Source organism: Chromobacterium vaccinii, from assembly GCF_001855275.1.
GTDB lineage: Bacteria > Pseudomonadota > Gammaproteobacteria > Burkholderiales > Chromobacteriaceae > Chromobacterium > Chromobacterium vaccinii.
In genome coordinates this window covers 1,967,876-1,994,177 of record NZ_CP017707.1, presented here as the reverse complement: position 1 = coordinate 1,994,177, position 26,302 = coordinate 1,967,876, and the positions used below count along the sequence as shown (strand labels likewise).

Annotated in this window: 23 protein-coding genes; 12 read left to right on the top strand and 11 right to left on the bottom strand. The window is 64.2% G+C overall.

Annotated elements, in window-relative coordinates:
- Positions 1-92: 92 nt before the first annotated feature.
- From BKX93_RS09250 to nadA, 3 genes are all read right to left on the bottom strand, one after another.
- Positions 93-761 carry a protein-L-isoaspartate(D-aspartate) O-methyltransferase gene (locus BKX93_RS09250; RefSeq protein ID WP_046155486.1) on the bottom strand — a complete coding sequence of 223 codons (669 nt, stop codon included), beginning with the start codon at positions 759-761 and terminating at the stop codon, positions 93-95.
- Entirely contained in the window at positions 746-1,489 is a 744-nt protein-coding gene (gene surE / locus BKX93_RS09245; RefSeq protein WP_046166408.1) for a 5'/3'-nucleotidase SurE, read from the bottom strand. The genes BKX93_RS09250 and surE overlap by 16 nt, the downstream gene beginning before the upstream one ends.
- A 115-nt stretch (positions 1,490-1,604) precedes the next feature.
- Positions 1,605-2,522 (bottom strand): quinolinate synthase NadA, encoded by a 918-nt coding sequence (nadA, locus tag BKX93_RS09240; protein WP_046155484.1) that lies wholly within the window; start codon positions 2,520-2,522, stop codon positions 1,605-1,607.
- Positions 2,523-2,716: 194 nt separating this feature from the next.
- On the opposite strand from nadA, the gene BKX93_RS09235 reads away from it, so the two are divergent.
- The 8 genes from BKX93_RS09235 (at position 2,717) to xerD (ending at position 9,851) form a co-directional block, all read left to right on the top strand.
- Entirely contained in the window at positions 2,717-3,727 is a 1,011-nt protein-coding gene (locus tag BKX93_RS09235) for a cation diffusion facilitator family transporter (RefSeq protein WP_070979592.1), read from the top strand.
- The gene (locus tag BKX93_RS09230) at positions 3,724-6,399 is read left to right on the top strand and encodes a bifunctional acetate--CoA ligase family protein/GNAT family N-acetyltransferase (RefSeq protein WP_046155482.1); all 2,676 of its coding nucleotides are present in this window, start codon (positions 3,724-3,726) and stop codon (positions 6,397-6,399) included. Before BKX93_RS09235 ends, BKX93_RS09230 begins: the two co-directional genes overlap by 4 nt.
- Before the next feature lie 106 nt (positions 6,400-6,505).
- Positions 6,506-6,757, top strand: a complete 252-nt coding sequence (rpsP, locus tag BKX93_RS09225; RefSeq protein ID WP_011137222.1) for a 30S ribosomal protein S16 — start codon at positions 6,506-6,508, stop codon at positions 6,755-6,757.
- 34 nt (positions 6,758-6,791) lie between these two features.
- A complete protein-coding gene (rimM, locus tag BKX93_RS09220; protein WP_052717293.1) occupies positions 6,792-7,301 on the top strand; it encodes a ribosome maturation factor RimM in 510 nt (169 codons plus the stop codon).
- Positions 7,301-8,068, top strand: coding sequence for a tRNA (guanosine(37)-N1)-methyltransferase TrmD (trmD, locus tag BKX93_RS09215; protein WP_046155480.1), 768 nt, complete (start codon positions 7,301-7,303; stop codon positions 8,066-8,068). The genes rimM and trmD overlap by 1 nt, the downstream gene beginning before the upstream one ends.
- 3 nt (positions 8,069-8,071) lie before the next feature.
- Positions 8,072-8,440, top strand: coding sequence for a 50S ribosomal protein L19 (rplS, locus tag BKX93_RS09210; RefSeq protein WP_021476697.1), 369 nt, complete (start codon positions 8,072-8,074; stop codon positions 8,438-8,440).
- A gap of 72 nt (positions 8,441-8,512) precedes the next feature.
- Entirely contained in the window at positions 8,513-8,977 is a 465-nt protein-coding gene (locus tag BKX93_RS09205) for a methylated-DNA--[protein]-cysteine S-methyltransferase (protein WP_046166406.1), read from the top strand.
- Positions 8,964-9,851 carry a site-specific tyrosine recombinase XerD gene (gene xerD, locus BKX93_RS09200; protein WP_070979590.1) on the top strand — a complete coding sequence of 296 codons (888 nt, stop codon included), beginning with the start codon at positions 8,964-8,966 and terminating at the stop codon, positions 9,849-9,851. The genes BKX93_RS09205 and xerD overlap by 14 nt, the downstream gene beginning before the upstream one ends.
- A gap of 81 nt (positions 9,852-9,932) precedes the next feature.
- Here the strand turns inward: xerD and clpA are convergent, their stop codons facing one another.
- Positions 9,933-12,212 carry an ATP-dependent Clp protease ATP-binding subunit ClpA gene (clpA, locus tag BKX93_RS09195; RefSeq protein WP_070979588.1) on the bottom strand — a complete coding sequence of 760 codons (2,280 nt, stop codon included), beginning with the start codon at positions 12,210-12,212 and terminating at the stop codon, positions 9,933-9,935.
- Entirely contained in the window at positions 12,212-12,520 is a 309-nt protein-coding gene (clpS, locus tag BKX93_RS09190) for an ATP-dependent Clp protease adapter ClpS (RefSeq protein ID WP_021476693.1), read from the bottom strand. The genes clpA and clpS overlap by 1 nt, the downstream gene beginning before the upstream one ends.
- Positions 12,521-12,746: 226 nt before the next feature.
- Between clpS and BKX93_RS09185 the strand changes: the two genes are divergently transcribed.
- On the top strand, positions 12,747-12,950 hold the full coding sequence (locus BKX93_RS09185; protein ID WP_011137214.1) for a cold-shock protein: 204 nt from the start codon (positions 12,747-12,749) through the stop codon (positions 12,948-12,950).
- An 89-nt stretch (positions 12,951-13,039) separates the two neighbouring features.
- Here BKX93_RS09185 and BKX93_RS09180 read toward each other — a convergent pair whose 3' ends face one another.
- A complete protein-coding gene (locus tag BKX93_RS09180) occupies positions 13,040-13,564 on the bottom strand; it encodes a GNAT family N-acetyltransferase (protein WP_070979587.1) in 525 nt (174 codons plus the stop codon).
- A 100-nt stretch (positions 13,565-13,664) separates the two neighbouring features.
- On the opposite strand from BKX93_RS09180, the gene BKX93_RS09175 reads away from it, so the two are divergent.
- Positions 13,665-14,555, top strand: coding sequence for a LysR family transcriptional regulator (locus BKX93_RS09175; protein ID WP_070979585.1), 891 nt, complete (start codon positions 13,665-13,667; stop codon positions 14,553-14,555).
- Between the two features lie 67 nt (positions 14,556-14,622).
- On the opposite strand, the gene BKX93_RS09170 is transcribed toward BKX93_RS09175, so the two are convergent.
- Positions 14,623-16,860, bottom strand: coding sequence for an NADP-dependent isocitrate dehydrogenase (locus BKX93_RS09170; protein WP_046158982.1), 2,238 nt, complete (start codon positions 16,858-16,860; stop codon positions 14,623-14,625).
- Between the two features lie 338 nt (positions 16,861-17,198).
- On the opposite strand from BKX93_RS09170, the gene BKX93_RS09165 reads away from it, so the two are divergent.
- Entirely contained in the window at positions 17,199-17,870 is a 672-nt protein-coding gene (locus BKX93_RS09165; RefSeq protein ID WP_070979583.1) for a pseudouridine synthase, read from the top strand.
- Between the two features lie 178 nt (positions 17,871-18,048).
- On the opposite strand, the gene BKX93_RS09160 is transcribed toward BKX93_RS09165, so the two are convergent.
- Positions 18,049-18,474, bottom strand: coding sequence for a hypothetical protein (locus tag BKX93_RS09160; RefSeq protein WP_046158980.1), 426 nt, complete (start codon positions 18,472-18,474; stop codon positions 18,049-18,051).
- 65 nt (positions 18,475-18,539) lie between these two features.
- On the bottom strand, positions 18,540-21,080 hold the full coding sequence (mutS, locus tag BKX93_RS09155) for a DNA mismatch repair protein MutS (protein WP_046168684.1): 2,541 nt from the start codon (positions 21,078-21,080) through the stop codon (positions 18,540-18,542).
- Between the two features lie 157 nt (positions 21,081-21,237).
- Between mutS and BKX93_RS09150 the strand changes: the two genes are divergently transcribed.
- Positions 21,238-22,500: a glycerate kinase type-2 family protein gene (locus BKX93_RS09150; RefSeq protein ID WP_046157399.1), complete on the top strand. Its 1,263-nt coding sequence runs from the start codon at positions 21,238-21,240 to the stop codon at positions 22,498-22,500.
- Positions 22,501-22,613: 113 nt separating this feature from the next.
- Here BKX93_RS09150 and BKX93_RS09145 read toward each other — a convergent pair whose 3' ends face one another.
- Positions 22,614-24,629: a methyl-accepting chemotaxis protein gene (locus BKX93_RS09145; protein WP_070979581.1), complete on the bottom strand. Its 2,016-nt coding sequence runs from the start codon at positions 24,627-24,629 to the stop codon at positions 22,614-22,616.
- 178 nt (positions 24,630-24,807) lie between these two features.
- On the bottom strand, positions 24,808-26,214 hold the full coding sequence (gene hemN, locus BKX93_RS09140; RefSeq protein WP_070979579.1) for an oxygen-independent coproporphyrinogen III oxidase: 1,407 nt from the start codon (positions 26,212-26,214) through the stop codon (positions 24,808-24,810).
- Between the last annotated feature and the right edge of the window lie 88 nt (positions 26,215-26,302).

Here is a 26,302-nt window from a genome sequence, read left to right as displayed (position 1 = left end):
GCAATGCATTTTTAGCATGTTTTTTTTGTTCAAATGTTGAATAAGTGTTTTGATTGATTGTCTGACAGATCAAGTGTTGCGTTTTTGCAGTCTTAACTGCGTCCGTTCAGCAGCGGAACAAACTTGACCGGGTCGAGCCGGGTCTTTTGCAGGCCTTGAGCTGTTTTTTCCAGCAGCCACAGGTGCTGCTCGGCCTCGCCCAGCGGCAGCACCATGCGGCCGCCGTCGGCCAGCTGGTCCACCAGCGGCGCCGGCACCGCCCGCGCGGCCGCGGTGATGATGATGCCGTCGAAGGGCGCGGCTTCGGGCAGGCCGGCATTGCCGTCTCCGTGCACCAGCCGGGCATGGACCAGCTTGGCGGCGCGCAGATTGCGTCTTGCTTGGTCAAGAATCGCGCCCAGTCGTTCAATCGAATAGACCTCGGCGCCGGTCTTCAGCAGCACCGCCGTCTGGTAGCCGCAGCCGGTGCCGACCTCCAGTATCTTGCCGGGCTGCCGGCCCTGGATCAGCAGCTCGGTCATCCGCGCCACGGTCAGCGGCTGGGAGATGGTCTGGCCGTGGCCGATGGGCAGCGACACGTCGTCGTAGGCGCGGGTGGCCAGCGCCTGGTCGACGAACAGATGGCGCGGCACCTCGTGCATCGCCGACAGCACCCGCTCGTCGCTGATGCCGTGCTGGCGCAGGCGGTCGCTCATGCGGCGGCGGGTGCGCTCGGACAGCATGCCGTAGGCCTGGGCGTTCGGGGTCAGCGGTGCAGCCATGTGGAAATCCTGTCCAGTTGCCCGTAGGCGGTCAGATCCAGCATCAGCGGCGTGACGGACACCTGTTTGGACGCGACGCAGCCGAAGTCGGTGCCGGCGCCGGCATCCTGCACCGCGCCGACCGGTCCTACCCAGTATATCGTCTCGCCGCGGGGATTCTGTGATTTGATGACCGGCTGGGCGGCATGGCGGCGGCCCAGGCGGGTGACCTGGATGGAACCCAGTTCCTCCGGCGGCAAGTCGGGAACGTTGACGTTGAGCAGGACCGGCTGTTGGAACGGATCTGCCTGGCAGCGCTCCACCAACTGCTCCACCACTTTGCCGGCGCTGGCGAAATGCTTGCCGCTGTGGCCGGCCATCGAGACGGCGATGGAGGGAATGCCCAGCATGAAGCCCTCGGTGGCGGCGGCGACGGTGCCGGAATACAGCGTATCGTCGCCCATGTTCGGGCCGTGGTTGATGCCGGTGAAGATCATGTCCGGCTTGAAATCGAGGAAGCCGGTGACCGCTAGGTGGACGCAGTCGGTCGGGGTGCCGTTGACGTAATGGAAGCCGTTGGCAGCCTTGCGCACCGTCAGCGGGCGGTCCAGCGTCAGCGAGTTGCTGGCGCCGCTGCGGTCGCGCTCAGGCGCCACCACCGCCACTTCGCCGTAGCGCTGCAGCGTCTGGGCCAGCATGGCCAGTCCAGGCGCGAAATAACCGTCGTCGTTGCTGAGCAGAAACTTCATACTGTCTTTCCGTGTTTATCGCCCGATTGTAGCGCCGCCAGCATGACGGCGGATAGCGCGGCGTGGGCGCGGGGAGCGTAAAAAAACCCGCGGAAGGCGGGTTTGTCTAGCCTGTTCAGGCGTAGTAGCGTTTGCTGAATTCCAGCATCCGTTCGATGGGCACGCGCGCGGCGTCCATCTGTTCCGGGCTCAGGTAGTCGATGGCCAGGCCTTCTCCCTGCTGCGCGCGCTTCACCGCCTCGATGGTGTTCATCTTCATGTAAGGACAGGAGTTGCACTGGCAGCCGGCGTAAATCGGCGCCTGGCGCAGGTCTAGGTCGGGACGGGCCAGGCCCATGTTGTACAGGATGCCGTCCTCGGTGGCGACGAAGATCACCGCCTTGGCGCCGCCCTGGTAGGCCTTCACCCAGTTCAGCATGCCGGAGGTGGAGCCGACGTAATCGGCTTTCTTCAGCACCGGCAGCGGGCTTTCCGGGTGGGCGATCAGGTATTTCTCGCCGGGGACGGCCTCGAAAGCCTCGTTCAGCGCGGCCTCGTTGAACTTGTCGTGCACTTCGCACACCGCCGACCACAGCGGCATGTCGTAGCCGTACTGGTCGTTCAGGTAGCCGCCCATATTGCGGTCAGGCGAGAAGATCACCTGCTTACCTTCGGCGTACAGGTGGGCGATGATGTCGTCCACGTTGCGGCTGGTGACGATCCAGTCCGACACCGCTTTGTGTTCGGCGCTGGAGTTGATGTAGGACACGTGCACGTGGTCAGGATAGCGCTTGCGCCACAAGGTCAGTTCGGCGACGTCGGTCTGGGTCACCAGCGAGCAGGTGGAGCCTGCGTCCGGCAGGATCACCGTGGCTTCGGGGTTGAGGATCTTCGCGGTCTCGGCCATGAAGCGCACCCCGGCGAACACGATGATGTCGGCCTGGGCCTCCTTGGCGTACAAGGACAGTTCCAGGCTGTCTCCCACCTTGTCGGCCATCTGCTGGATTTCCGGCTGGGTGTAATAATGAGCGAGGGTGACGACGCGTTTCGTCATGGTGTTTCGGCTCCTGCCAGACCGGGAGAAGGGCCCCGGCCGGTTGAATGCTGCGGCGCAATAAACGTTTGTTGCGAAACTGTAAAGGTTAGCAATATTGTAAAGCTTGCGCCACTGGCTGGGTATCGCACTGGGTTAATTTCACCGGGCGCCGTGGCTGAAATGCATCTGTCAGTGGTTTGTCGGAGGTCAAAATGACGCCTGGTTTCCATCTGCATGATGAGGACGGCGTGGATCACGCCCACGACGACGATCACGACGCCAACCACTCGCATCTGCACCGCCACGGCGGTCCGGAGGGCGGAGACGGCCGGCGGCTGAGCAGCCGCGCGCTGGCCAAGGTGTTGGCGTTGACTTGCGGCTTCGCGCTGGTGGAGGCGCTGGGAGGCTGGTGGAGCGGCTCGCTGGCGCTGTTGTCCGACGCCGGCCACATGTTGACCGATTCGCTGTCGCTGCTGCTGGCGCTGTGGGCGGCCCGCATCGGCAGCCGGCCGGCCACCGACCGGCTGTCGTTCGGCCATGGCCGGGCCGAGGTGCTGGGCGCGCTGCTGAACAGCCTGCTGCTGTTCGGGCTGTCGGTCTTCATCGTCGCGGAGGCTGCGGAGCGGCTGCTGCGGCCGCAGGCGGTGAACGGGATGGGCGTGATGCTGATCGCCGCGATCGGCCTGGCGGTCAATGTGCTGGCGGCCTGGGTGCTCAGCCGCGGCGCGCATTCGCTGAACAGCCGGGCGGCGCTGTTGCATGTGCTGGGCGATTTGTTCGGCTCGGTGGCCGCCATCGCGTCCGGCGTGATCATCTACCTCACCGGCTGGACGGCGGCGGACCCATTGCTGTCCATCCTGGTGGCGTTGCTGCTGCTGGCGGCGGCCTGGCGCCTGATCCGCCAGGCGGTGATCGTGTTGATGGAGGGCGTGCCGGCGCATTTGGACTACAACCGCATCGGCGAGGCGCTGTCGGGCATCGCCGGCGTCCGCTCGGTCCATGATCTGCACGTGTGGACGATGTCGGCCGAGCGGGCGGCGCTGTCCGCCCATGTGCGCATCGCCGCGCCGCAGGACTGGCCGCGCATCCTGGCCGCATGCCAGCTGATGCTGTCGCGCGAATTTTGCATAGATCACGTAACCTTGCAGGCGGAATGGCCGGCATCCGCGCCCGCCGGCAAGCCGGTACCGATAGATATCATCTCCGAGGACAAGCACCCATGAGGCCGCATTACCTGACCCCGCTGTTTTCCCCGCGCACCGTGGCCGTGGTCGGCGCCAGCGACCGGACGGGCTCGATCGGCCAGGCGGTGTTTGCCAATCTGCTGGCCAGCTCCTTCCAGGGCAAGCTGTTCCCGGTCAATCTCAATCACAAGGTGGTGGGCGGCCTGCCGGCGGTGGCCTCGGTGCGGCAGATCGAGGAGCCGGTGGACCTGGCGGTGGTGGTGACGGCGATCCGCTCTCTGCCGGCCGTGATCAAGGATTGCGGCAAGAAGGGCGTCAAGGCGGTGCTGCTGGCCAAGGAGTTTTCCGACAGCGAGCAGCTGGAGCAGGAGCTGATCAACGAGGCCCTGTCCATCGCCCGCCATTTCGGCATCCGCATCCTCGGCCCCAACGTGTTGGGCCTGATGCGCCCGGTGGCCGGCTTCAACGCCAGCAATTACAACGGCAAGGTGCGGCCGGGCAATCTGGCGCTGGTGTCGGAGTCGTCGGCCTTGTGCGCGGCGATGCTGGACTGGGCCGACAGCAAGGAGATCGGCTTTTCCAGCGTGGTGCCGCTGGGCGGGGCGCTGGACGTCGGCTTCGGCGAAATTCTCGATTACCTGGTGGCGGATAACGCCACCCAGGGCATTCTGTTGCATGTTCACCACATCCACGACGCCCGCCGCTTCATGTCGGCGCTGCGCGCCGCGGCCCGCACCAAACCGGTGGTGGTGATCAAGTCCGGCCGCTTCGAAAACGACGCCAGCGGCCTGACCCACGCCAGCAATCTGGTGGCCAGCGGCGACGCCTTCGACGCCGCGCTGGCGCGCGCCGGCGTGCTGCGGGTGTCGTCCATCGCCCAGCTGTTCACCGCCGCCAAGGTGTTGGCCGCCAATTACCGCGTCGGCGGCCGGCGGCTGGCCATCGTCACCAACGGCTTCGGCCCCGGCATGCTGGCCGCCGACAGCGCCGTCGACTACGGCGTGGAACTGGCCAAGCTGAGCGACGGCACGGTCAAGCTGCTGGACAGCGTGCTGCCGCGCAATTGGTCGCACGGCAATCCGCTGGACATCATCGGCGACGCCAGCCCGATGCGCTTCCGCACCGCGGTCAAGGCCTGCGTCGACGATCCCGGCGTGGACGGCGTGATGGTGATCTTCACGCCGCAGGCCGGCACCGACCACCTGACCACCGCGCAGCTGATGATAGGCCTGCAGCGCGAGACCACCAAGCCGCTGTTCCTGTCCTGGCTGGGCGACGCCAAGGTGTCGGAAAGCCGCGAGCTGTTCTCCAAGGCCAAGTGCGCCCACTTCCGCGCGCCGGAATACGGCATCGAGGTGTTCCGCCATCTGGCCGACTACCAGCGCAACCAGCAACTGCTGTTGCAGACGCCGGGGCCGCTGGAGGGGCTGCGGAACGATCCGGACGTCAACACCGCGCGCAAGGTGATGGACGCGGCGCTGGCCGAAGGCCGCACCGTGCTGTCGGAGCGGGAGTCAAAGCAGGTGCTGGCGGCCTTCCATATCCCGGTCAATCCGACCACGCTGGCCCGCACCGCCGACCAGGCGGTCAAGCAGGCAGCCAAGATCGGCTATCCGGTGGTGCTGAAGATCGATTCGCCGGACATCATCTACAAGTCCGACGTCGGCGGGGTTGAGCTCAATATCAGCAATGAGGAGACGCTGCGCGCCGCCTTCGACGCCATCATCGCCCGTACCCGCCAGGCGCGGCCGGATGCCCGCGTCGACGGCGTGTCGGTGCAGCCGATGCGCAAGCGCCGCTTCGCGCGCGAGCTGATGGTGGGCGTGGCGCGCGACGCCGGCCTCGGTCCGGTGATCGCCTTCGGCGCCGGCGGCATCGCGGTGGAGGTGATGCGCGACCTGGCGCTGTCGCTGCCGCCGCTGAACGGCTACCTGGTGGACAGCATGATAGGGCAAACCCGCATCGGCCAATTGCTGGGGCCGTTCAAGAACCTGCCGCCGGTGGACGTGGACGAGCTGCGCCACGTGCTGCTGCAGGTATCGGAGATGGTGTGCGAGCTGCCGCAACTGCGGGAGATGGACATCAATCCGCTGGTGGCTGACGAGCAGGGCGTGATCGCGCTGGATGCGCGCATCTTCGTCGGCCCGGCGCGCGCGGACCAGAAACGCTACGGCCACATGGCCATCATGCCTTATCCCACTCATATGGTGGTGTGCGCCAAGCTGCGCGACGGCACGCCGGTGATGATACGGCCGATCCGGCCCGAGGACGCGGACATGCAGCAGGCCTTCGTCCGCAACCTGTCGGAGGAGAGCCGCTACAACCGCTACCTTTCCAGCATCAAGCAGCTGTCGCAAAGCATGCTGGTCCGCTTCACCCAGCTGGACTACGACCGCGAGATGGCGCTGGCGATGACGCGCGAAGGCGATGGCGGCGAGGAGATGCTGGCGGTCGCGCGCTTCATCACCGATCCGGACAACGAGGCCTGCGAGTTCGCGCTGGAAGTGGCCGACGACTGGCAGGGGCGCGGCATCGGCACCTTGCTGCTGCAGGCCTTGTTCGACGCGGCGCGCGAACAAGGGCTGAAGCTGATGCGCGGCGAAGTCCTGGCCGGCAACAAGGGCATGCTGAAACTGATGCATAAACTGGGATTTAGCGTCGAGCCGCACCCCGAGGATAGGGCGCTGACGCTGGTGCTGAAGACGCTGTAAGCGGGCGCTTCGGGACGGTCTTGCATTAAGCGCTTGCAAGATAAGGGAAATCTGCCATAAAATCGTGGGCTTTTCTATATCCCGTTTTTTTCAAGGACAATCGACAATGGTAGTGATTCGTCTGGCCCGCGGCGGCGCCAAGAACCGTCCGTTCTACAACATCGTGGTGACCGATTCCCGCAACCGTCGTGACGGTCGCTTCATCGAGCGCGTTGGCTTCTACAACCCGGTAGCCAACGAGAAGCAAGAGCGCGTCCGCTTCACCATGGACCGTCTGAACTACTGGGTCGGCGTTGGCGCACAGCTGTCCGACTCCGTTGCCAAGCTGCTGAAAGAGCAGAAAGTCGTAGCCGCTTAATCCGGCTATCCGACATCAAGACGGAATTGGGCGCATGCGCGACGAAGATCTCGTAGTAATGGGCTTTGTGCGCGGCGCCTTCGGTATCAAGGGCTGGGTGAAAATCCACGCCGATACCGAATACGCTGACGGCCTGTTCGATTACCCGGTCTGGTGGCTGGGCAAGAACGGCAGCTGGAAGCCGTATACATTTGAGAACGGCGCTGTCCAGCCCAAGGCGCTCGCCGCCAAGCTGGAAGGCGTCGAAGGCAGAGATGCCGCCGAGTTGTTGCGCGGTTCGCAGATCGCGGTTCCGCGCAGCGAACTGCCGGCCCCCGCCGATGACGAGTACTACTGGAACGACCTGATGGGTCTGGCCGTGGTCAATCAGCAGGGCGAAACGCTTGGCAAGGTGGACAATCTGCTCGAAACCGGCGCCAACGACGTGCTGGTGGTGAAGGGCGACGATGGCCAGCAGCGGCTGATTCCGTTCGTGGAACAGTATGTGCTGGACGTGGTGCCGGCCGAAGGCCGCATCCTGGTGGACTGGGGTCTGGATTACTGATGCAGATCGACGCGGTGACGCTGTTCCCGGAGATGTTCGATTCGATTGCCCGCTTTGGCGTCAGCCAGCGGGCGCTTGACTTGGGGCTCTGGCATTTCAAAGCCTGGAATCCGCGCGACTTCACCCACGACAATTATCGTCGGGTGGACGACCGGCCTTATGGCGGCGGTCCCGGCATGGTGATGCAGATCGAGCCGCTGGAGCAGGCGATAGACGCCGCGCGCGCGCGCCAGCGCGAAGCCGGCGTCGAAGCCAGCCACGTGGTCTACCTGTCGCCGCAAGGCGTCAGGCTCAGCCACGCCAAGGCGGCGGAGCTGTCGCAACGGCAAGGCCTGATCCTGCTGTGCGGCCGCTACGAAGGCATAGACGAGCGGCTGATCGCCACCCAGGTCGATGAGGAAATCTCGATCGGCGATTACGTGCTGTCGGGCGGCGAATTGCCGGCGATGGTGCTGGCCGACGCGGTGGTCCGGCTGCTGCCGGGCGTATTGAATGACGCCCAATCGGCGTACGAAGACTCATTTGTGGACGGTCTCCTGGACTGCCCGCATTACACCCGACCCGAAGAGTATCGAGGCATGCGGGTGCCGGACGTGCTGTTGTCCGGTAATCATGCCCTGATCGCCAAATGGCGGCTCAAGCAATCGCTGGGGCGGACGTGGAAACGTCGGCCCGAGCTGCTGCAAGACCGCGTTTTGACAAAACAGGAATCTCGGCTGCTGGCGGAGTACCAGCAGGAACAAGATATCCGTAAAAAACCGGAGTAAAACATGGATCTGATCCAGAAACTCGAGCAAGAAGAAATCGCACGCCTGGGCAAGACCCTGCCGGCATTCGCCCCGGGCGATACCGTCGTGGTTCAAGTCAAGGTAAAGGAAGGCAACCGCGAGCGTCTGCAGGCTTACGAAGGCGTTGTGATCGCCAAGCGTAACCGCGGCCTGAACAGCGCGTTCACCGTGCGCAAGATGTCCGCCGGCGAAGGCGTTGAGCGTACCTTCCAGACCTACTCCCCGCTGGTGGCTTCCGTTGAAGTGAAGCGCCGCGGCGACGTGCGTCGCGCCAAGCTGTACTACCTGCGTGGTCGTACCGGCAAGTCCGCACGCATCAAAGAAAAGCTGCCGGCCCGCAAGCAGGGTTAATCCTGCCGGCGACAGCCGCTATCATCAAAGCGCAAGGCCTGGCCTTGCGCTTTTTTTATTGGGGGAAGGGAAATGGACTATCGGGTGGTGATCGCGGCGCCGTTCGGGCGCTTGGGCGTGCGCAGCGAAGCCGGCGCGTTGCGCGAGCTGCGTTTCCTGCCGGCGGACGCGGTCTTGCGTCCGCCTGAGCCGGGCAGCCTGGAAGCGGAGGTGGCGAGGCAGCTGGACGCCTATTACGCCGATCCGCGCCATGTCTTCACCGTGCCGTGGCGGCTGGACGGCACGCCGTACCAACTGCGGGTGTGGGAGCGGATTTCGGCGATCCCCTGCGGCCAAACCCGTCGCTACCTGGATCTATCCCGGGACCTGTCGTCGTCGCCGCGCGCGGTGGGCGGCGCTTGCGGCCGCAACCCCATCCCCGTCATCGTGCCCTGCCACCGTGTTGTGGCGAGCGCCGGCCTAGGCGGCTTCAACCAGTCTACCGGCGACGAGACGCTGGACATCAAGAAATGGCTGCTGCGGCATGAGCTCGGATAAGGACAGCATCGACGGCTTCCTCGACCAGCTGTGGCTGGAGGACGGACTGTCGCAGAACACGCTGGCCGCCTACCGGCGCGATTTGTCCAAGCTGGCCGCCAGGCTGGCCGAGCAGGGCGCGACGCTGGAGGCGGCCGGGCCGGCGGATCTCGAGCGGGCGCTGCTGGCCGGCGTGGCCAGCGAGAAGCCGGCCACCCGCGCGCGGCTGATTTCGGCCCTGCGCCGCTATTGCCAGCACCTGCTGCGCAGCGGCATCCGCTCCGACGATCCCAGCGCCAGGCTGGCGTCGCCCAAACGCGGGCAGCGTCTGCCCAAATCGCTGTCCGAGGTCGACGTCGAAGCGCTGCTGGACGCGCCGGATACGGAGACGCCGCTCGGCCTGCGGGACCGGGCGATGCTGGAGGTGTTGTACGCCAGCGGCCTGCGGGTGTCGGAACTGGTGGGCATGACGCTGAACCAACTGAACCTGCTGGATGGCGTGGTGAAGACGATGGGCAAGGGCAGCAAGGAGCGGCTGGTGCCGCTCGGCGAAATCGCTCAGGACTGGTTGCTGCGCTACCTGAAGGAGGCGCGGCCGCTGTTGCTGGCCGGGCGCCCGTGCGACGCGGTGTTCGTCACCCAGCGCAAGGCCGGAATGACGCGCCAGATGGCCTGGCACCTGATTTCGCAATACGCCAGCCGCCAGGGCCTGTCCAAGGTCAGTCCGCACGTTCTGCGCCACGCTTTCGCCACCCATCTGGTCAACCACGGCGCCGACCTGCGGGTGGTGCAGCTGCTGCTGGGCCATTCCGACATCTCCACCACCCAGATTTACACCCACGTCGCGCGGGAGCGGCTGAAGCAGCTGCACGCGCGCCACCATCCGCGCGGCTGAGGCCGGATTTTCTTTCCTCGGCGTGGGAAATAAAAAGACCCGGCATGGCCGGGTCTTCTGTTGCGGGCAGGTTGATCGCGATCAGACGGGTTCCGCCGCCAGCGCGCTCTGGTCGAACAACAGCTCCACCTTGTCGTCGGCCACGGTGATGGTGACTTCGCCGCCAGCCACCAGCCGGCCGAACAGCAGCTCGTCGGCCAACGCCTTGCGCAGCGTGTCCTGGATCAGTCGGGCCATCGGACGCGCGCCCATCAGCGGGTCGAAGCCGTTCTTCGCCAGGTAGCGGCGCAGCTCGTCGGTGAAGTGGATGTCGACGTGCTTCTCCGACAGTTGCTGTTCCAGCTGCATCAGGAACTTGTCCACCACCTGCAGGATGATCTGCTCGTCCAGCACGCCGAACGGGATGATGGCATCCAGACGGTTGCGGAACTCGGGGCTGAACAGCCGCTTGATGTCGCCCATCTCGTCGCCGGCGGCCTTGGTCTGGGTAAAGCCCAGCGAAGGCTTGGACAACGATTCGGCGCCGGCATTGGTGGTCATGATCAGCACCACGTTGCGGAAATCCGCCTTGCGGCCGTTGTTGTCGGTCAGCGTGCCGTGGTCCATCACCTGCAACAGCACGTTGTAGATGTCCGGATGCGCTTTTTCGATCTCGTCCAGCAGCACCACCGCGTACGGATGCTTGTTGATGGCCTCGGTCAACTGGCCGCCCTGTTCGAAGCCGACATAGCCCGGAGGCGCGCCGATCAGCCGCGACACCGCGTGGCGTTCCATGTACTCGGACATGTCGAAGCGGATGAGCTCGACGCCGAGGATGTAGGCCAGCTGGCGCGCCAGCTCGGTCTTGCCGACGCCGGTGGGGCCGGAGAACAGGAACGATCCGATCGGCTTCTGCGGGTTGCCAAGGCCGGAGCGGGTCATCTTGATCGCGCTGGCCAGGCCTTCGATCGCTTTCTCCTGGCCGAACACCACGTTCTTCAGATCGCGCTCAAGGTTCTTCAGCACGTTCTTGTCGTCGCTGGAGACCGTCTTCGGCGGAATGCGGGCGATCTTGGCGACGATCTCTTCGATCTCCGACTTGTTGATCACCTTCTTCTGCCGCGACTTGGGCAGGATCTTCTGCGCGGCGCCGGCCTCGTCGATCACGTCGATGGCCTTGTCCGGCAGGTGGCGGTCGTTGATGTAGCGCGCCGACAGCTCCGCCGCGGTGGACAGCGCCGATTGCGTGTACTTGACGCCGTGGTGGGCTTCGAAGCGCGACTTCAGGCCCTTCAGGATTTCCACCGTCTGTTGCACCGTCGGCTCGGTGACGTCTATCTTCTGGAAACGGCGGGACAGCGCGTTGTCCTTCTCGAAGATGCCGCGATACTCGTTGTACGTGGTCGCGCCTATGCAGCGCAGGCTGCCGTTGGACAGCGCCGGCTTCAGCAGGTTGGACGCGTCCAGCGTGCCGCCAGACGCCGCGCCGGCGCCGATCAGCGTGTGGATCTCGTCGATGAACAGGATCGCGTTGGTGTCCTCGGTCAGTTGCTTGATCACCGCCTTCAGCCGCTGCTCGAAATCGCCGCGGTACTTGGTGCCGGCCAGCAGGGCGCCCATGTCCAGCGCGTAAACGGTGGATTTGGACAGGATCTCCGGCACCTCGCCGCCGACGATGCGGCGCGCCAGGCCTTCGGCGATGGCGGTCTTGCCGACCCCGGCTTCGCCGACCAGCAGCGGATTGTTCTTGCGGCGGCGGCACAGGATCTGCACCGTGCGCTCAAGCTCGTGCTCGCGGCCGATCAAGGGATCGATCTTGCCGTCGCGGGCCATCTGGTTGAGGTTCTGGGTGTAGTTTTCCAGCGCCCCTCCAGGCCCGGTGGCCTGCTCCTCGCCGTCAGCGTCGTTGTTGCCGCTGTCGCGCGGCTCCTGCGGCGGCTGCTGCGACCGCTGCTTGGTGATGCCGTGCGAGATGAAGTTGACGACGTCCAGCCGCGAGATGCCTTGCTGGTGCAGGTAGTACACCGCGTGCGAATCCTTCTCGCCGAAGATGGCGACCAGAATGTTGGCGCCGGACACTTCCTTCTTGCCCGACGACTGCACGTGCAGGATCGCGCGCTGGATCACGCGTTGGAATCCAAGCGTCGGCTGGGTTTCGACTTCCGCCTCGCCGGGCACGGTGGGAGTGTGCTCATCGATGAAGTCGGTCAGCTGCTTCTTGAGTTGGTCGATATTGGCGCCGCAGGCCCGCAAGACTTCTGCGGCCGACGGGTTGTCGGTCATCGCGAGCAGCAAATGCTCCACGCTGATGAACTCGTGGCGCTTGCGCCGTGCGTCCATGAACGCCATGTGCAGGCTTACTTCAAGCTCCTGGGCAATCATCAGTTTTCCTCCATTACGCACTGAAGCGGATGCTGATGCGCTTTCGCATATTGCAACACCTGCTCGACCTTCGTTGCAGCCACGTCTTTGGTATAAACGCCACACACGCCGTGACCTTGCGTGTGGACTTGCAGCATGATCTGGGTGGCCTTCTCTCTGTTCATGTAGAAGAACTGTTGGAGAACCTGCACCACGAAGTCCATTGGGGTAAAATCATCGTTCAATAACAACACCTTATACATCGGGGGTGGGTTTTCCCTAACCCGTGACGCCTCAAGCTGGGCATCGTCTTTGACCGAGGTGGACATGTCGACTTTCACTGAAACGGTGCCTCACTTCAATTTTGGTTCCCCCAGACTTTTTTTCAAGGGGGCTCTCAAGATCGCAATCACTTGACGCCGTCGCCGTGCTTGCGTAGAAATGCAGCTGGTGCTTGGCTTAACTGTTTGGCATTTTGCAGCACAGCATTTTGTCAAACTCTATTAAGCTCTAAGTTGGTCGGCTTCACCAGCCTTTTTTTCGCAAGGAAGTTAAATGGCATTTGGTACCGTGAAGTGGTTCAATGACGCAAAAGGCTTCGGCTTTATTACCCCGGACGAAGGTGGCGAGGATCTGTTCGCCCATTTCTCGGCCATCAACATGCAAGGCTTCAAGACCCTGAAAGAGGGTCAGCGTGTGAGCTTTGAAGTGGTGTCCGGCCCGAAAGGTAAGCAAGCGTCCAATATTCAGAACGCGTAAGTCAGTTCTGGATTCAGTCCCGCCGCGTGGTGGGCTGCAAGGCATATTTCAAAGCCCGCCTATGGCGGGCTTTTCATTTTCGTGGCGGCCTACTTGGCTGGCGCACGCGAAATATAGACCAATGACGCCGGCGCGGCGGGAATGTCGCGCAGGCTGCCGTGATGGCTGAAGCCCTGCCGCTGCAATACTCGGATCGAGGGCAGATTGGCCGGACGGACCTTGGCGAACACGGCAGGCGCGACCAGGGCCTCGAACGCGCAGCGCAGCGCTTGCCGGGCCATTTCGCTGGCCAATCCCCGCCCCCAGGCTGAAGGCGCGAAGCGATAGCCCAGGCTCAGCCTGTCTTGCCCGCCGTAGTCGCTGTAGTTGAGACCGCCAAAGCCGATGATCCTATTCGGCTCTTCTTTGTCGGCGACTGCCCAGCGGCCGAAACCATGCCGCTCCCACTCTTCCGTCCAGCCGGCCAGCGTCATGCGGGCATGCTCGGGAGAAGGGTAGGGGCCATGCGGGTTGTAGCGGTTGGTTTCGGGATCGCCGAAGATCGCGTACAGCGCTTCGGCGTCGCCGGCGCCGACGGCGCGCAGCAGCAGTCGTTCGGTCTGGATATGCCGCATGTCTTTCTCTTTTTTCCGTCGAATGGGAGTGAGTCCATTGTCGGAGGCTGAGAGCTATCATGTAACGCGTTGGCTAAAATATTTGCCATGGATTTTTATTATGTCTGTGAGTCTGGATGATCTGGAGTTGCTGCTGGACGTGGCCGAATTGGGCAGTTTCAGCCAGGCGGCTGCGCGCAGAGGCTGGTCGCAGCCGCAGGCCAGCCAGCGAGTCGCTTTGCTGGAGACGCGGCTGGGCGCGAGGCTGTTCAGCCGGCATCGCCGCGGCGCGGAGCCGACTGCGGCCTGCATGGCTTTTCTTCCCGCGGCGCGAGCGGCATTGGACGCGCTGGCCGAGGGACGGGAGCGTTTGGCCGGGGCGGAAGGGCTGCCGAGAGTCCGGGTGGCTTGTCTGCCTTCTTTGGCTGGGGTGGTGTTTGGTCCCTTGCTGGCGAAGCTGGCCGAGGCGCCGCTGGAAATCCGCTGCGATACCGATCATTCGCCCCAAATCCTGCAGCAATTGCTGGGCGGCGAGCTGGATATCGGTTTTGTGTTGCAAGGTCCCGCTGTTTCCGGATTGGAGCTGGAAGCATTGTGCGATTCGCCGATTGTGGCGGTGGCGGCTCCTTCCCACCCGTTGGCGGGTGTGGGACGGGAACTACCGCTTGGCCGATTGGCGGAATATCCGTTGGCGCCGCAGAACTGGGGAAACGGCGCCGAGGAACTGGTTCGCCGTCTGAGGCGGCTGCGCGCGGCGAGCAGGCCCATCCATCTGCCGCAACCGGCCTCGGCCGCGCGCGATCTGGCCCTCTGGCACGGTTATGTGGCCTTCGTGCCGCGCCTGGCGGTGAGGCAGGAGCTGGAGTGGGGCGCGCTGCGGGAATTGCCGTTGCAGGAGCCGGAACTGGGCCATTGGCGGCTGATGATGGCTTGGCGCGGAGGCAAGCGGCCGGATGCGGCGAAGACGATGACGCTGGAGGCGGCGCGGGCGCTCGCCGGCGATTGGCGTTGATTGGCCGCGAGCGCGGGCATGAAAAAAGCCCCCGACAACCGGGGGCTTGTGGTCTGCGGGCCAGGTTTTAGGCCTGCACGGAGGAGATCGCCGCGTTGAAGGTGGCGCTGGGGCGCATCACCGCAGCGCACTTGGCTGGGTCCGGCAGATAGTAGCCGCCGATATCGGCCGCTTTGCCCTGCACGGCCTTCAGTTCGGCCAGGATCTTCTGCTCGTTGTCGGCCAGTTGCTTGGCGACAGGCGCGAAGCGGGCTTGCAGCTCCTTGTCGTCGGCTTGCGCGGCCAGCGCCTGGGCCCAGTACATCGACAGGTAGAACTGGCTGCCGCGGTTGTCCAGCTCGCCGGTGCGGCGGGACGGGGACTTGTTCTCGTCCAGCAGCTTGCCGGTGGCCAGGTCCAGCGTCTTGGCCAATACTTTGGCCTTGGCGTTGCCGGTCTTGATGCCCAGATCTTCCAGAGACACCGCCAGCGCCAGGAATTCGCCGAGCGAGTCCCAGCGCAGGTGGTTCTCTTCCAGCAACTGTTGCACGTGCTTGGGCGCGGAACCGCCGGCTCCGGTTTCGTACATGCCGCCGCCAGCCATCAGCGGCACGATGGACAGCATCTTGGCCGAGGTGCCCAGCTCCATGATCGGGAACAGGTCGGTCAGGTAGTCGCGCAGGATGTTGCCGGTGACCGAGATGGTATCCAGGCCGCGAGCCACGCGCTCCAGCGTGAAGCGCATCGCGCGAACCTGGGACATGATGTGGATGTCCAGGCCGTTGGTGTCGTAATCCTTCAGGTAGGTTTGCACCTTCTTGATCAGTTCGTTCTCGTGCGGGCGATACGGGTCCAGCCAGAACACCGCCGGCATGCCGGAGTTGCGGGCGCGGGTCACGGCCAGCTTGACCCAGTCGCGGATCGGCGCGTCCTTGACCTGGCACATGCGCCAGATGTCGCCGGCTTCCACGTTTTGGCTCAGCAGCACTTCGCCGGTGGCGAGGTCGACGATGTTGGCGACGCCGTCGGCCTGGATTTCATAGGTCTTGTCGTGCGAGCCGTATTCTTCGGCTTTCTGCGCCATCAGGCCGACGTTGGGCACGGTGCCCATGGTGCGCGGGTCGAAATTGCCGTGCCATTTGCAGAAGTTGATCATCTCCTGGTAGATGCGGGCGAAAGTCGATTCCGGCATCACTGCCTTGCAGTCGTAAGGCTTGCCGTCGGCGCCCCACATCTTGCCGCCGGCGCGGATCATCGCCGGCATCGAGGCGTCCACGATCACGTCGTTCGGCGAGTGGAAGTTGGTGATGCCCTTGGCGGAGTCGACCATCGCCAGGCGTGGACGGTGTTCCTGGCAGGCGTGCAGGTCGCGGATGATCTCTTCGCGCTTGGAGGCAGGCAGGGTTTCGATCTTCTCGTACAGCGTTGCCATGCCGTTGTTGACGTTGACGCCCAGCTCGTCGAACAGCTTGCCGTGCTTCTCGAACGCGTCCTTGTAGTAGATCTTGACGCAGTGGCCGAACACGATGGGGTGAGACACCTTCATCATGGTGGCCTTCACGTGCAGGGAGAACAGGATGCCGGCCTCGCGGCAGTCTTCCATCTCGCGCTCGTAGAATTCGCACAGCGCTTTCTTGCTCATGAACATCGAGTCGATGATTTCGCCGTTCTGCAGCGCCACCTTGGGCTTCAGCACGATGGTCTGGCCGCTCTTGGTCACCAGCTCCATCTTGACGTCGCGCGCCTTGTCCAGCGTGATGGACTTTTCGCCGTGGTAGAAATCGCCGTGGTGCATGTGGGAGACATGAGTCTGCGACCACTGCTTCCATTCGCCCATCGAGTGCGGGTGCTTCTTGGCGTAGTTTTTCACCGCCAGCGGCGCGCGGCGGTCGGAGTTGCCTTCGCGCAGCACCGGGTTGACTGCCGAGCCCAGACACTTGGCGTAGCGGTCCTTGATCGCCTTTTCTTCGTCGTTGGCCGGATTTTCCGGGTAGTCGGGCAGCTTGTAGCCCTTGGACTGCAGTTCCTTGACGCAGGCGGCCAACTGCGCCACCGAGGCGCTGATGTTGGGCAGCTTGATGATGTTGGCTTCCGGCTGCAGCGTCAGCTTGCCCAGTTCGGCCAGGGTATTCGGCGCTTTCTGTTCGTCGGTCAGATAGTCGGGGAATTCGGCCAGCACGCGCGCGGCTACGGAGATGTCGGCGGTATCCACCTGGACGCCGGCCGAGCCCGCGAAGGCCTGAACGATAGGCAGGAAAGAACTGGTGGCCAGCGCCGGCGCTTCGTCGGTGAGGGTGTAGATGATTTTCGATTGTTCTGCTGGCATTACTCTATCTCCATGTTGATCTTGTGACGACAGAACGATTGCGCGAAGAGTTCAACGCTCGGACGACATCCCGGGGAACATCGGAGCGGGCGGCCGGCCTGACGCGGGCGTCTGGCGGCTCTTGGGCAATTTTCAAAAGCGAATTATACCCCTTCTCATCGGCTTGGTTGGCGACGTAACTGAAACTTTTATGCCTGATAACTGGCGGATGGACGTTCGGATGCGAATAAAACGCTTGTTCGAACCGCCGAATGGCGGCGCCCGGCGCATGATATCGATCACGGCGCGCCCCGGGCTTGCTATCATTCGCCTACCTTATGTTTAGCCGTGTCGTCCGCATGCCCCAGCTCATCCTGCTCAACAAGCCTTACGGCGTGATCTGCCAGTTCTCCGAACACCCCACCCATCCTACGCTGAAGTCCTGCGTGGCGCAGTCCGGCGTCTACCCGGCCGGCCGGCTCGACACCGACAGCGAGGGGCTGCTGCTGCTGACCGGCGACGGCGCGCTGCAGCACCGCATCGCGGATCCGCGCTGGAAGCTGCCCAAGACTTATTGGGTGCAGGTAGAGGGAGAGCCTAAGGTCGAGCAGCTGGAAATGCTGCGCCAGGGCGTGGACCTGGGCGATTTCGTCACGCAGCCGGCTCAGGTGAGGCGCATCGACAATCCGGAACTGTGGCCGCGCAATCCTCCGGTGCGTTTTCGCAAGACGGTGCCCGACTGCTGGCTGGAAATCATCATCAGCGAAGGCAAGAACCGCCAGGTGCGGCGAATGACGGCCAAGGCTGGCCTGCCCACGCTGCGCCTGGTGCGGGTGGCGATCGGTCCATGGGCGCTGGATGGATTGCAGCCCGGCGAGGCGCGCGAGATCGAGGTTTCGCTTCAGGATTTGCCGCGGGCGCAGTCCGCCGGCCGCGGCGGGAAGCCGCGGACCAACGCGCCTCAGGCGCAGAGTCGTGCCAAGACGGGAAAAGCCCCTGTCTTCCGTTTCGCGCGCGGCAAGAAGCCTTAAGCCGACGGGGCGGTTTTTTGGCGGGAATGGCTGTTGGCGCAGGGAAGCCTGCGCGGCGCCGACCGCGATTGCCGTGTTTGCCGGACTGAAATGCGGAGCGGGAAAGCTATCGCTTTCCCGCTGGGGTGTTGCGGCGCCGATGCCGCGCGCCGATCTATTTGGGTCACGGACCAAACAGCTAGTGGTTATGATGATCCTCGAAATAAGCGATCGGACCCGCGCTGGTTAGGCCAATATGGAAGTTCGAGCTTTCCGAGAACACTTCGCCGGCGCTTTCGGCGGCCCGTACGAATTCGAACAGCACTTCAACTTCCTTGAACTTGCGCGCCAGGATCAGATTGCCGTCCAGCCAATTTTGGATCTCGTCCGAATGCGGGTGCTGGTTTTCCAGCGAGAGCTGGAAGCCTTCACCGCTGATCAGACTGATTGCCGGCGGCATGCTGATGTCGAACTGGCTCAATTCCTTTTGCGCCAGCTCGGCGAAGCTGGACAGTTCGAGGTTGGCCTTTTCCCGGATATCGGAAAGGGCAATGGACCCGTCGTCCCCGATGTGGCCAAGCAGCTGGCTCAAGCTGGGAATGGCGGAGGTGGTTTCAAACGACATCACTTGCTCCTCTTCTGAACGTTACCATCTAGTAATAATAGGAAACGATTCCTCGAGTGAGCTGGTCAATTGGCCAGTTTTTTGAGCTCGAACAGCAGATCCAGCGCCTGGCGCGGGCTCAACTCATTGGGATCAATTTCGTGTAGACGGTCTACCGCCGGATTAAGTTCCGGTTCGGGAGCCGGCGCCGGAGCGGCGAACAGGTCCGGCTGCACGCGGGCGGCGGACTGGTTTTCCAGGTCGGCCAGGTGACGGCGGGCATCGCGGATCACCTTGCCCGGCACGCCGGCCAGCTGCGCCACCGCCAGGCCGTAGCTTTGGCTGGCCGGGCCGTCTTCGACGTGGTGCAGGAACACGATGCGGTCCTTGTGCTCCACCGCGGACAGGTGCACGTTGGCCACCGCCGGGTATTCGCCGGCCAGCGTGGTCAGCTCGAAATAGTGGGTGGCGAACAGCGTGTAGGCGCGGTTCTTTTCGATCAGCGCGCGGGCGATGGCCCAGGCCAGCGCCAGGCCGTCGAAAGTGGATGTTCCGCGGCCCACCTCGTCCATCAGCACCAGCGAGTGCTCGCTAGCGTTGTTGAGAATGTTGGCGGTCTCGGTCATTTCCACCATGAAGGTGGAGCGGCCGCCCGCCAGGTCGTCAGACGCGCCGATGCGGGTGAAGATGCGGTCGATCGGGCCGATCACCGCCGAGTCTGCCGGCACGAAGCTGCCGACGTGGGCCAACAGCGTGATCAGCGCGTTTTGCCGCATGTAAGTGGATTTACCGCCCATGTTCGGGCCAGTGATCAGCAAGAGTTTGCGTTCGGCCGACAGCTTGGTGTCGTTGGCGATGAAGCGTTCCACCTCGGCCTCCACCACCGGGTGGCGGCCGGCGACGATGTCCAGCCGGGGCTCGGGCACGAATTGCGGCTCGGCGTAGTTGCCGATGGCGGCGCGCTGGGCGAAGGCCGACAGCACGTCCAAGGCGGCGACGGCCTGGGCGATCAGCTTCAGTTCGGCGATGTGCGGCGCCAACTCGTCCAGCAGCGTCTCATACAGCTGCTTTTCCAGCGCCAGCGCGCGGTCCTGCGCGGTCAGCGCCTTGTCCTCGAATTCCTTCAGTTCCGGCGTGATGTAGCGCTCGGCGTTCTTCAGCGTCTGGCGGCGGCGGTAATCGTCCGGCACCTTGTCCGACTGCGCTTTGGACACCTCGATGTAGAAGCCGTGGACGCGGTTGAACTCCACTTTCAGCGTGGTGATGCCGGTGCGCTCCTTCTCGCGCGCTTCCAGCTTGAGCAGAAAGTCGCCGCAATCGGTCTGGATGGCGCGCAGTTCGTCCAGCGTCGGGCTGAAGCCGTCGTTGATCACGCCGCCGTCGCGCAGGAAGGTGGCCGGCTCCGGCAGGATGGCGGCGGCCAGCATCTTTTGCACCGGCGAATCGACCGGCAGCACGCCGGAGAGCTCGTTCAGCAACGCGGAATCCAGCGAGGCCGCCAGCGCCTTGACGCCGGAGAGCGCGGTCAAGGAGTCGCGCAGCGCCGACAGGTCGCGCGGGCGGGCGGAGCGGAGCGCCACCCGCGAGGTGATGCGTTCGATGTCGGATACCTGGTCCAGCTCGGCATGCACGTCCTGGTAGCGCGGCAGCAGCGCGCGCACCGCGCCGTGGCGGCGGGCCAGCTTGCCGTGGTTGCGCATCGGGTGGTGCAGCCAGTGGCCGAGCAGGCGGCTGCCCATGCTGGTGGCGCAGGTGTCGAGCAGGGAGGCCAGCGTCGGCGAGGCTTCGCCGCGTATGGTTTCGGTCAGCTCCAGGTTGCGGCGGGTGGCGGCGTCCATGCGGATCAGCTCGCCGGCTTCCTCCACCGACAGCGCGGCGATGTGGGCCGGGTTCACGCCCTGGGTGGACTTCACGTATTCCAGCAAGGCGCCGGCGGCGCCGACGGCCACCGGCAGCGTGTCGGCGCCGAAGCCGGCCAGGTCGCGGGTGCCGAAGTGGCGGGTCAGCGCCAGCTTGGACGATTCGATGTCGAACTGCCACGGCGGCAGCTTTTTCTTCGGCGTCGAGATGCCTTCGAAGGCGGCCAGGCCGGTGTCGTCCGGGATCACCAGCTCTGCCGGCTTCAGCCGCTCCAGCTCGCTGGAAAGGTCTTCCACATCGGCCTGCATCACCTTGAATTCGCCGCTGGCGAGAGACAGCCAGGCCAGGCCCAGCACGCCCTTGACCATGTTGACCGCCAGCACCAGGTTGTCGCGCTTGTCGTCCAGCAGCGCCGCGTCGGTCAGCGTGCCCGGCGTGACGATGCGCACCACCTTGCGCTCCACCGGCCCCTTGGCCAGCGCGGGGTCGCCGATCTGCTCGGCGATGGCCACCGATTCGCCCATCTTCACCAGCCGCGCCAGGTAGCCTTCGGCGGCGTGGTAGGGGATGCCGGCCATCTTGATCGGCACGCCGGCGCTGGCGCCGCGCGCGGTCAGCGTGATGTCCAACAGCCGCGCCGCTTTTTCCGCATCCTCGTAGAACAGCTCGTAGAAGTCGCCCATGCGGTAGAACAGCAGCTTGTCTGCGTGGTCGCGCTTCAGGGAGAAATATTGGGCCATCATCGGGGTGTGCTGGGGCGTGCTCATCGGGTGTCGGGCTCTGCTCTTGGTCTGTCTGGAAAAATGCGTAACGCCCCGGTGAAGGCGGGGCGTTGGAATCGCCGCCATTCTAACGCGCGGCGGCGGGGGTGTCAGCCGCCGCCGGCTGCGGCAGAATGGCGTCATCGCCATTGGAGAACCCGTCATGTCCGATCTCGACCCGCAATCCACGCTCCGCCGCCTGTTCGACGCCGCCGTCGCCAGCGCGATGCCGGAACGGCTGGCCGATCATTTGCCGCCTCCTCCGATAGGGCGCACCGTGGTTGTCGGCGCCGGCAAGGCCGCAGCGGCGATGGCGCGGGAGTTGGAGCGGGTGTGGCCGGGAGAATGGTCCGGCGTGGTGGCGACGCGCTACGGCCACGCTGTGGCGACCGAACGGATCGCGGTGCTGGAGGCGTCGCACCCGGTGCCCGACGAGGCGGGCGGCGCGGCCGCGCGGCGGATACTGGAAGCAGTGAGCGGGCTGACAGCCGACGATCTGGTGATCTGCCTGCTGTCCGGCGGGGGATCAGCCTTGCTGACCTTGCCGGCCGATGGCGTCAGCCTGGAGGACAAGCAGGAGGTCAGCCGGCAATTGCTGGCCTGCGGCGCCGGCATCGACGAGATGAATACGGTGCGCAAGCATCTATCCGCGATCAAGGGCGGGCGGCTGGCGCTGGCCTGCGCGCCGGCCAGGCTGGTGACGCTGGCGATTTCCGACGTGATCGGCGACGATCCGGCGGTGATCGCCTCCGGGCCGACCGCGGCGGACCCAAGCACCTATGCAGACGCCCGCGCGGTGGTCGCCAAATATGGTTTGACCTTGCCGCCCGCCGCAACGGCATTGCTGGCGGCGGAGCCGGACGAGACGCCCAAGCCCGGCGACGCCAGGCTGTCGCATGCCGAATACCGGCTGATCGCGACGCCGCAGCTGGCCTTGCGGGCGGCGGCGGCCGAGGCGGAGCGGCTGGGCTTGAACGTGCTGCTGCTGGGCGACAGCATAGAGGGCGAAGCGCGCGAGGCGGCCAAGGTCCACGCCGGCATCGCGCGTCAGATCGCAGCGCATGGCTCGCCGGTGGCCAGACCGGCGCTGATCCTGTCCGGCGGCGAAACCACGGTGACCTTGCGCGGCAAGGGCAGGGGCGGGCGCAACAGCGAGTTCCTGCTCTCGCTGGCCATCGCGCTGAACGGCCTGCCGGGCGTTTACGCGCTGGCGGCTGACACCGACGGCATAGACGGCAGCGAGGACAACGCCGGCGCGTTGATGGCGCCGGACACGCTGGCGCGGGCGGCGGCGTTGGGCGTGGATGCCGGCGCGCGGCTGGCGGACAACGATGGCTATGGCTTCTTCGCCGCGCTGGGCGATCTATTGATCACCGGCCCTACGCATACCAACGTCAACGATTTCCGCGCGATTCTGCTGCTGTAATCGCCTGTTCAAGATGTTTGAACAGCGAAACTAGGGAGCTGAGTAGGCAAATGGCGAGAGGGGGGCGGACTCAACGCCGCGCCGCTGGCGCGCAGCAGGCATTGAACCGCTTTTCAGACCTTGAAGCGCCCGGCCAGGCCCACCAGCCGCTGCGCGATGGCCTGCAGCTCTCCTGCGGTTTCCGCGCTGTCCCTGACCGCCATGCTGTTCTGTTCCGACATCTTCGACACCTGCTCCACGCTCTGCGCCAGCGTCTGGCTGGCGCTGCTTTGCTCGCGCAGCGAGGACGTGATCTGGTGGATGCTGTCCAGCACGTCGTCCACGCAGTGGCGGATATTGTCCATGCTGGTGCCGGCCTCGCGGGCGCGCTGCTGGCCGTCCATGATGGCCTTCATGCCCAGCTGCATGCTGTCGTTGCCTTTTTGCGCGGTGTTCTGGATCTGGTTGACGATATTGCTGATCTCGGTGGTGGACAGCGCGGTGCGTTCCGCCAGCTTTCTCACTTCGTCGGCGACCACGGCGAAGCCGCGGCCCATCTCGCCGGCGCGCGCCGCCTCGATCGCCGCGTTCAGCGCCAGCAGATTGGTCTGTTCGGCCACGTCGCGGATCACGTCGACGATGCCGGCGATGGATTCGGATTGCTTGCCCAGATCGGTGATGGTGTCCGACACCGATGAGACGTCGCGCACGATGCCGTCCATGCTGCTGGCGGTGGCGGCGATGACCCGGTTGCCGTCCGACGAGCGGCTGGCGGCGTCGGTGGACAACCGGTCGGCCTGTTCGGATTGCGTCGCGCATTCCGACAAGCTGGTGCTCAACTGCTCTATCGACGCGGCCATGCTGGCGGCCGCCTCGTTCTGCCGGGCGCTGCCGGCGGTGATGCTCTGCGCGCTGTGCGCCATCGCGTCGGCGGCCCGATTGACCTCGCTCGAGGTGTCCAGCAACTGGGTCACGGTCTCGCGCAGCTGGTTGCGCATCTGGCGGATCGCCGCCAGCAGGCTGAGGTCGTCCCGGTCGCGAAGATGGATGCGGGTGTCCAGCCGGCCCGCCGCCAGCTGTTCCACCACTTGCTGCACATAAAGCGGCTCTCCGCCCAACTGCAGCGTGATGGACAGGTAGAGTTGGTGGAACAGGAAGATGGCCAGCAGCATGGAGGCGACGCCGATGGCGATATAGGTGTCGCGCTGGCTGGCGGTGCGGTCTATCCGCGCCTGCAGCAACTGGTCCAGCTGTTTCAGGCCGGCGGAGATGTAGACGGACACCGTTTCGGCGCCGGCGGCGCTGTGTCCCGCCACTTTCAGGCCGGCGGCGCCGGTCTTGCCGCCGACAGCGTCGTCTATCGCCGGCAGCTGGCTTTTGAGCGTCGCCGCCAGCTTGTCCGCCTGGGCCGACATGTCCGGCTTCAGGCTGGCGTTGTAGGCCACGGCCTTGGTGATGTCGCTGGCCAGGCCGTCATTGACCTCGGCGATCAGCGGCCGCAGCTCCACCAGGCGGTCGCGTTGGGCGGGATCTAGAAGATGGTTGGCCTCGGCCAGCGAGGCGATGGCGTTGGCTTCGCCCAGATGGCTGACCAGCGTGGTCAGCTTGGCGGTGGCGGCGTCCATCAGATAATAGGTGTCGATGTCCGGGTCCAGCGTCAGGTTGGAGTTGTCGCTGATGACGCCGATCAGATTGTTCAGCTTGTCGCTGAGATTGCCGTAGGCGGCGATCCATTGTGTAGGCTGGACGGACTGCGTGGCCTTCAGCTTGTCCCAGGCGGCGGCGGCGTCTTTCCAGGCGGCGTCGCTGGCCAGTTCCGGGCCCAGCCGGCCGTTGGCGTCCTGCAGCGCCTGCCATTTGGCTTGCAACTGCTGGGCGGCGGCGGGAAAGTCGTTTCTGGCCTGGGCCTCGCCCAGCGCCGCGCGCACCGCCAACTCCTGGCTATGCTGGGTCTGGGCCAGCATCGCGGTCAGCGGCTGCATGTAGGCGACGCCCACTTTTTCCTTGGCGGTGGATTCTATATTGTCCTGGTTGCTGCGGTACAGGCCGTAGACCAGATACAACAGCGCCGCGGCGAACAGCACGCCGATCACGGCGAAGCGTTGCGGGTAGCTCAGGCGCTGCATCAGCCTGACGATGGGCGTGGACATGGAGCGGCTCCTTGCGAAAGCGGGCTGCCGCGCCAATTTTCGCCCGGCACGCTTGCATACCCTTTGTATAAGTGATTTTGCTTATCACACAGGGAAAAATATCCGCTACCCGCCTTATGGGCAGTCTCGCCCGGAACGAAGGAGCGCGCCGGGGGAAAGCCCGGCGCCAAGAAGGGGGTCAGATGGTCTTGGAGTAGCGGGCGCGGGTTTCGCGTTCGCGCAGATGGCGGTCGAAGATCATCGCGATATTGCGGATCAGAAAGCGGCCCTGGGGCTCCACCATCAGGAAGTCGCCGTCGAAGGAGAGCAGGCCCTGTTGCTGGAATTCGCGTATCTGTGGCATTTCCGCCGCAAAATATTGGGCGAAATTGATGCCGTGGATTTCTTCTATCGCTTCCACCGATAGCGCGAAACGGCACATCAGGCTCTGGATGATGGTCCGGCGCAGCACGTCGTCGTTGTCCAGCGTCAGTCCGCGAACCACCGGCAGCCGGCCTTGGTCCAGCGCCGCGTAATAGCCATCCAGCGTCTTGTCGTTTTGGCTGTAACAGGAGCCCACCTTGCCGATGGAGGAGACGCCGAAGGCCAGCATGTCGCAATCGGAATGGGTGGAATAGCCCTGAAAGTTGCGTTGCAGCCGGCCCTGGCGCAGGGCGATGGCCAGCTCGTCGTCGGGCTTGGCGAAATGATCCATGCCGATGAACACGTAGCCGGCGTCGGTCAGCGTCTTCACCGCGTCTTGCAGGATGTCCAGCTTGACCGCGGCGGGCGGCAGATCCGCCTCATTGATGCGCCGCTGCGGCATGAATACGCTGGGCAGGTGGGCGTAGTTGTACAGCGACAGCCGGTCCGGATCCAGCGCCAGCGCCTTCTGCAGCGTGTCGCGCATGGTTTCGCGGCTTTGCAGCGGCAGGCCGTAGATCAGGTCCAGACTGACTGATTTGAATCCGCCTTCGCGCGCCGCTTCGATCACCGCGCGGGTTTCCTCTTCGGTCTGAATCCGGTTTACCGCGCGCTGCACCGCGGGATCGAAATCCTGTATGCCCACGCTGACGCGGTTGAAACCATATCCTGCCAATTTCAGCATGGTTTCACGTTTTACCTTGCGCGGATCAATCTCTATGGAATATTCTCCGTCGATCAGGAATTCGAAGTGGGTGCTCAGGATGCCCATCAGCCGCTCAAGCTGGGCATCGGACAGGAAGGTGGGCGTGCCGCCGCCGAAGTGCAGCTGTATCACTTTTTCCCGGATGCCCAGTTCCGCGGATACCAGGCGGATTTCCTTCTCCAGATAGTCCAGATACTGGTCCGCCTTGCCGCTATCCTTGGTGATGATCTTGTTGCAGGCGCAGTAATAACAGATGGTGTTGCAAAAAGGTATATGAGCGTACAATGATAGAGGCTTGCGGTTGGCGCCGATCTGGCGCTGACGCAATTTGTCCAGATAGTCTTGCGTCGAGAAATTAGACGTAAAACGATCTGCCGTCGGGTAGGATGTGTATCTAGGCCCCGCGCCATCCAGCCTCTCGATCAACTCGCGATCGAAGACAAAATGGGCGGGAGAGAAGGGGTGGGTAGTTTTCATGTCGTATTCGGATGGTAAAACTTCTGGAGGACTGGTAAATTTGCGAAAAATTAGTGAATTCCGCCTTGATAAGGGTCAAGCTTCGCCG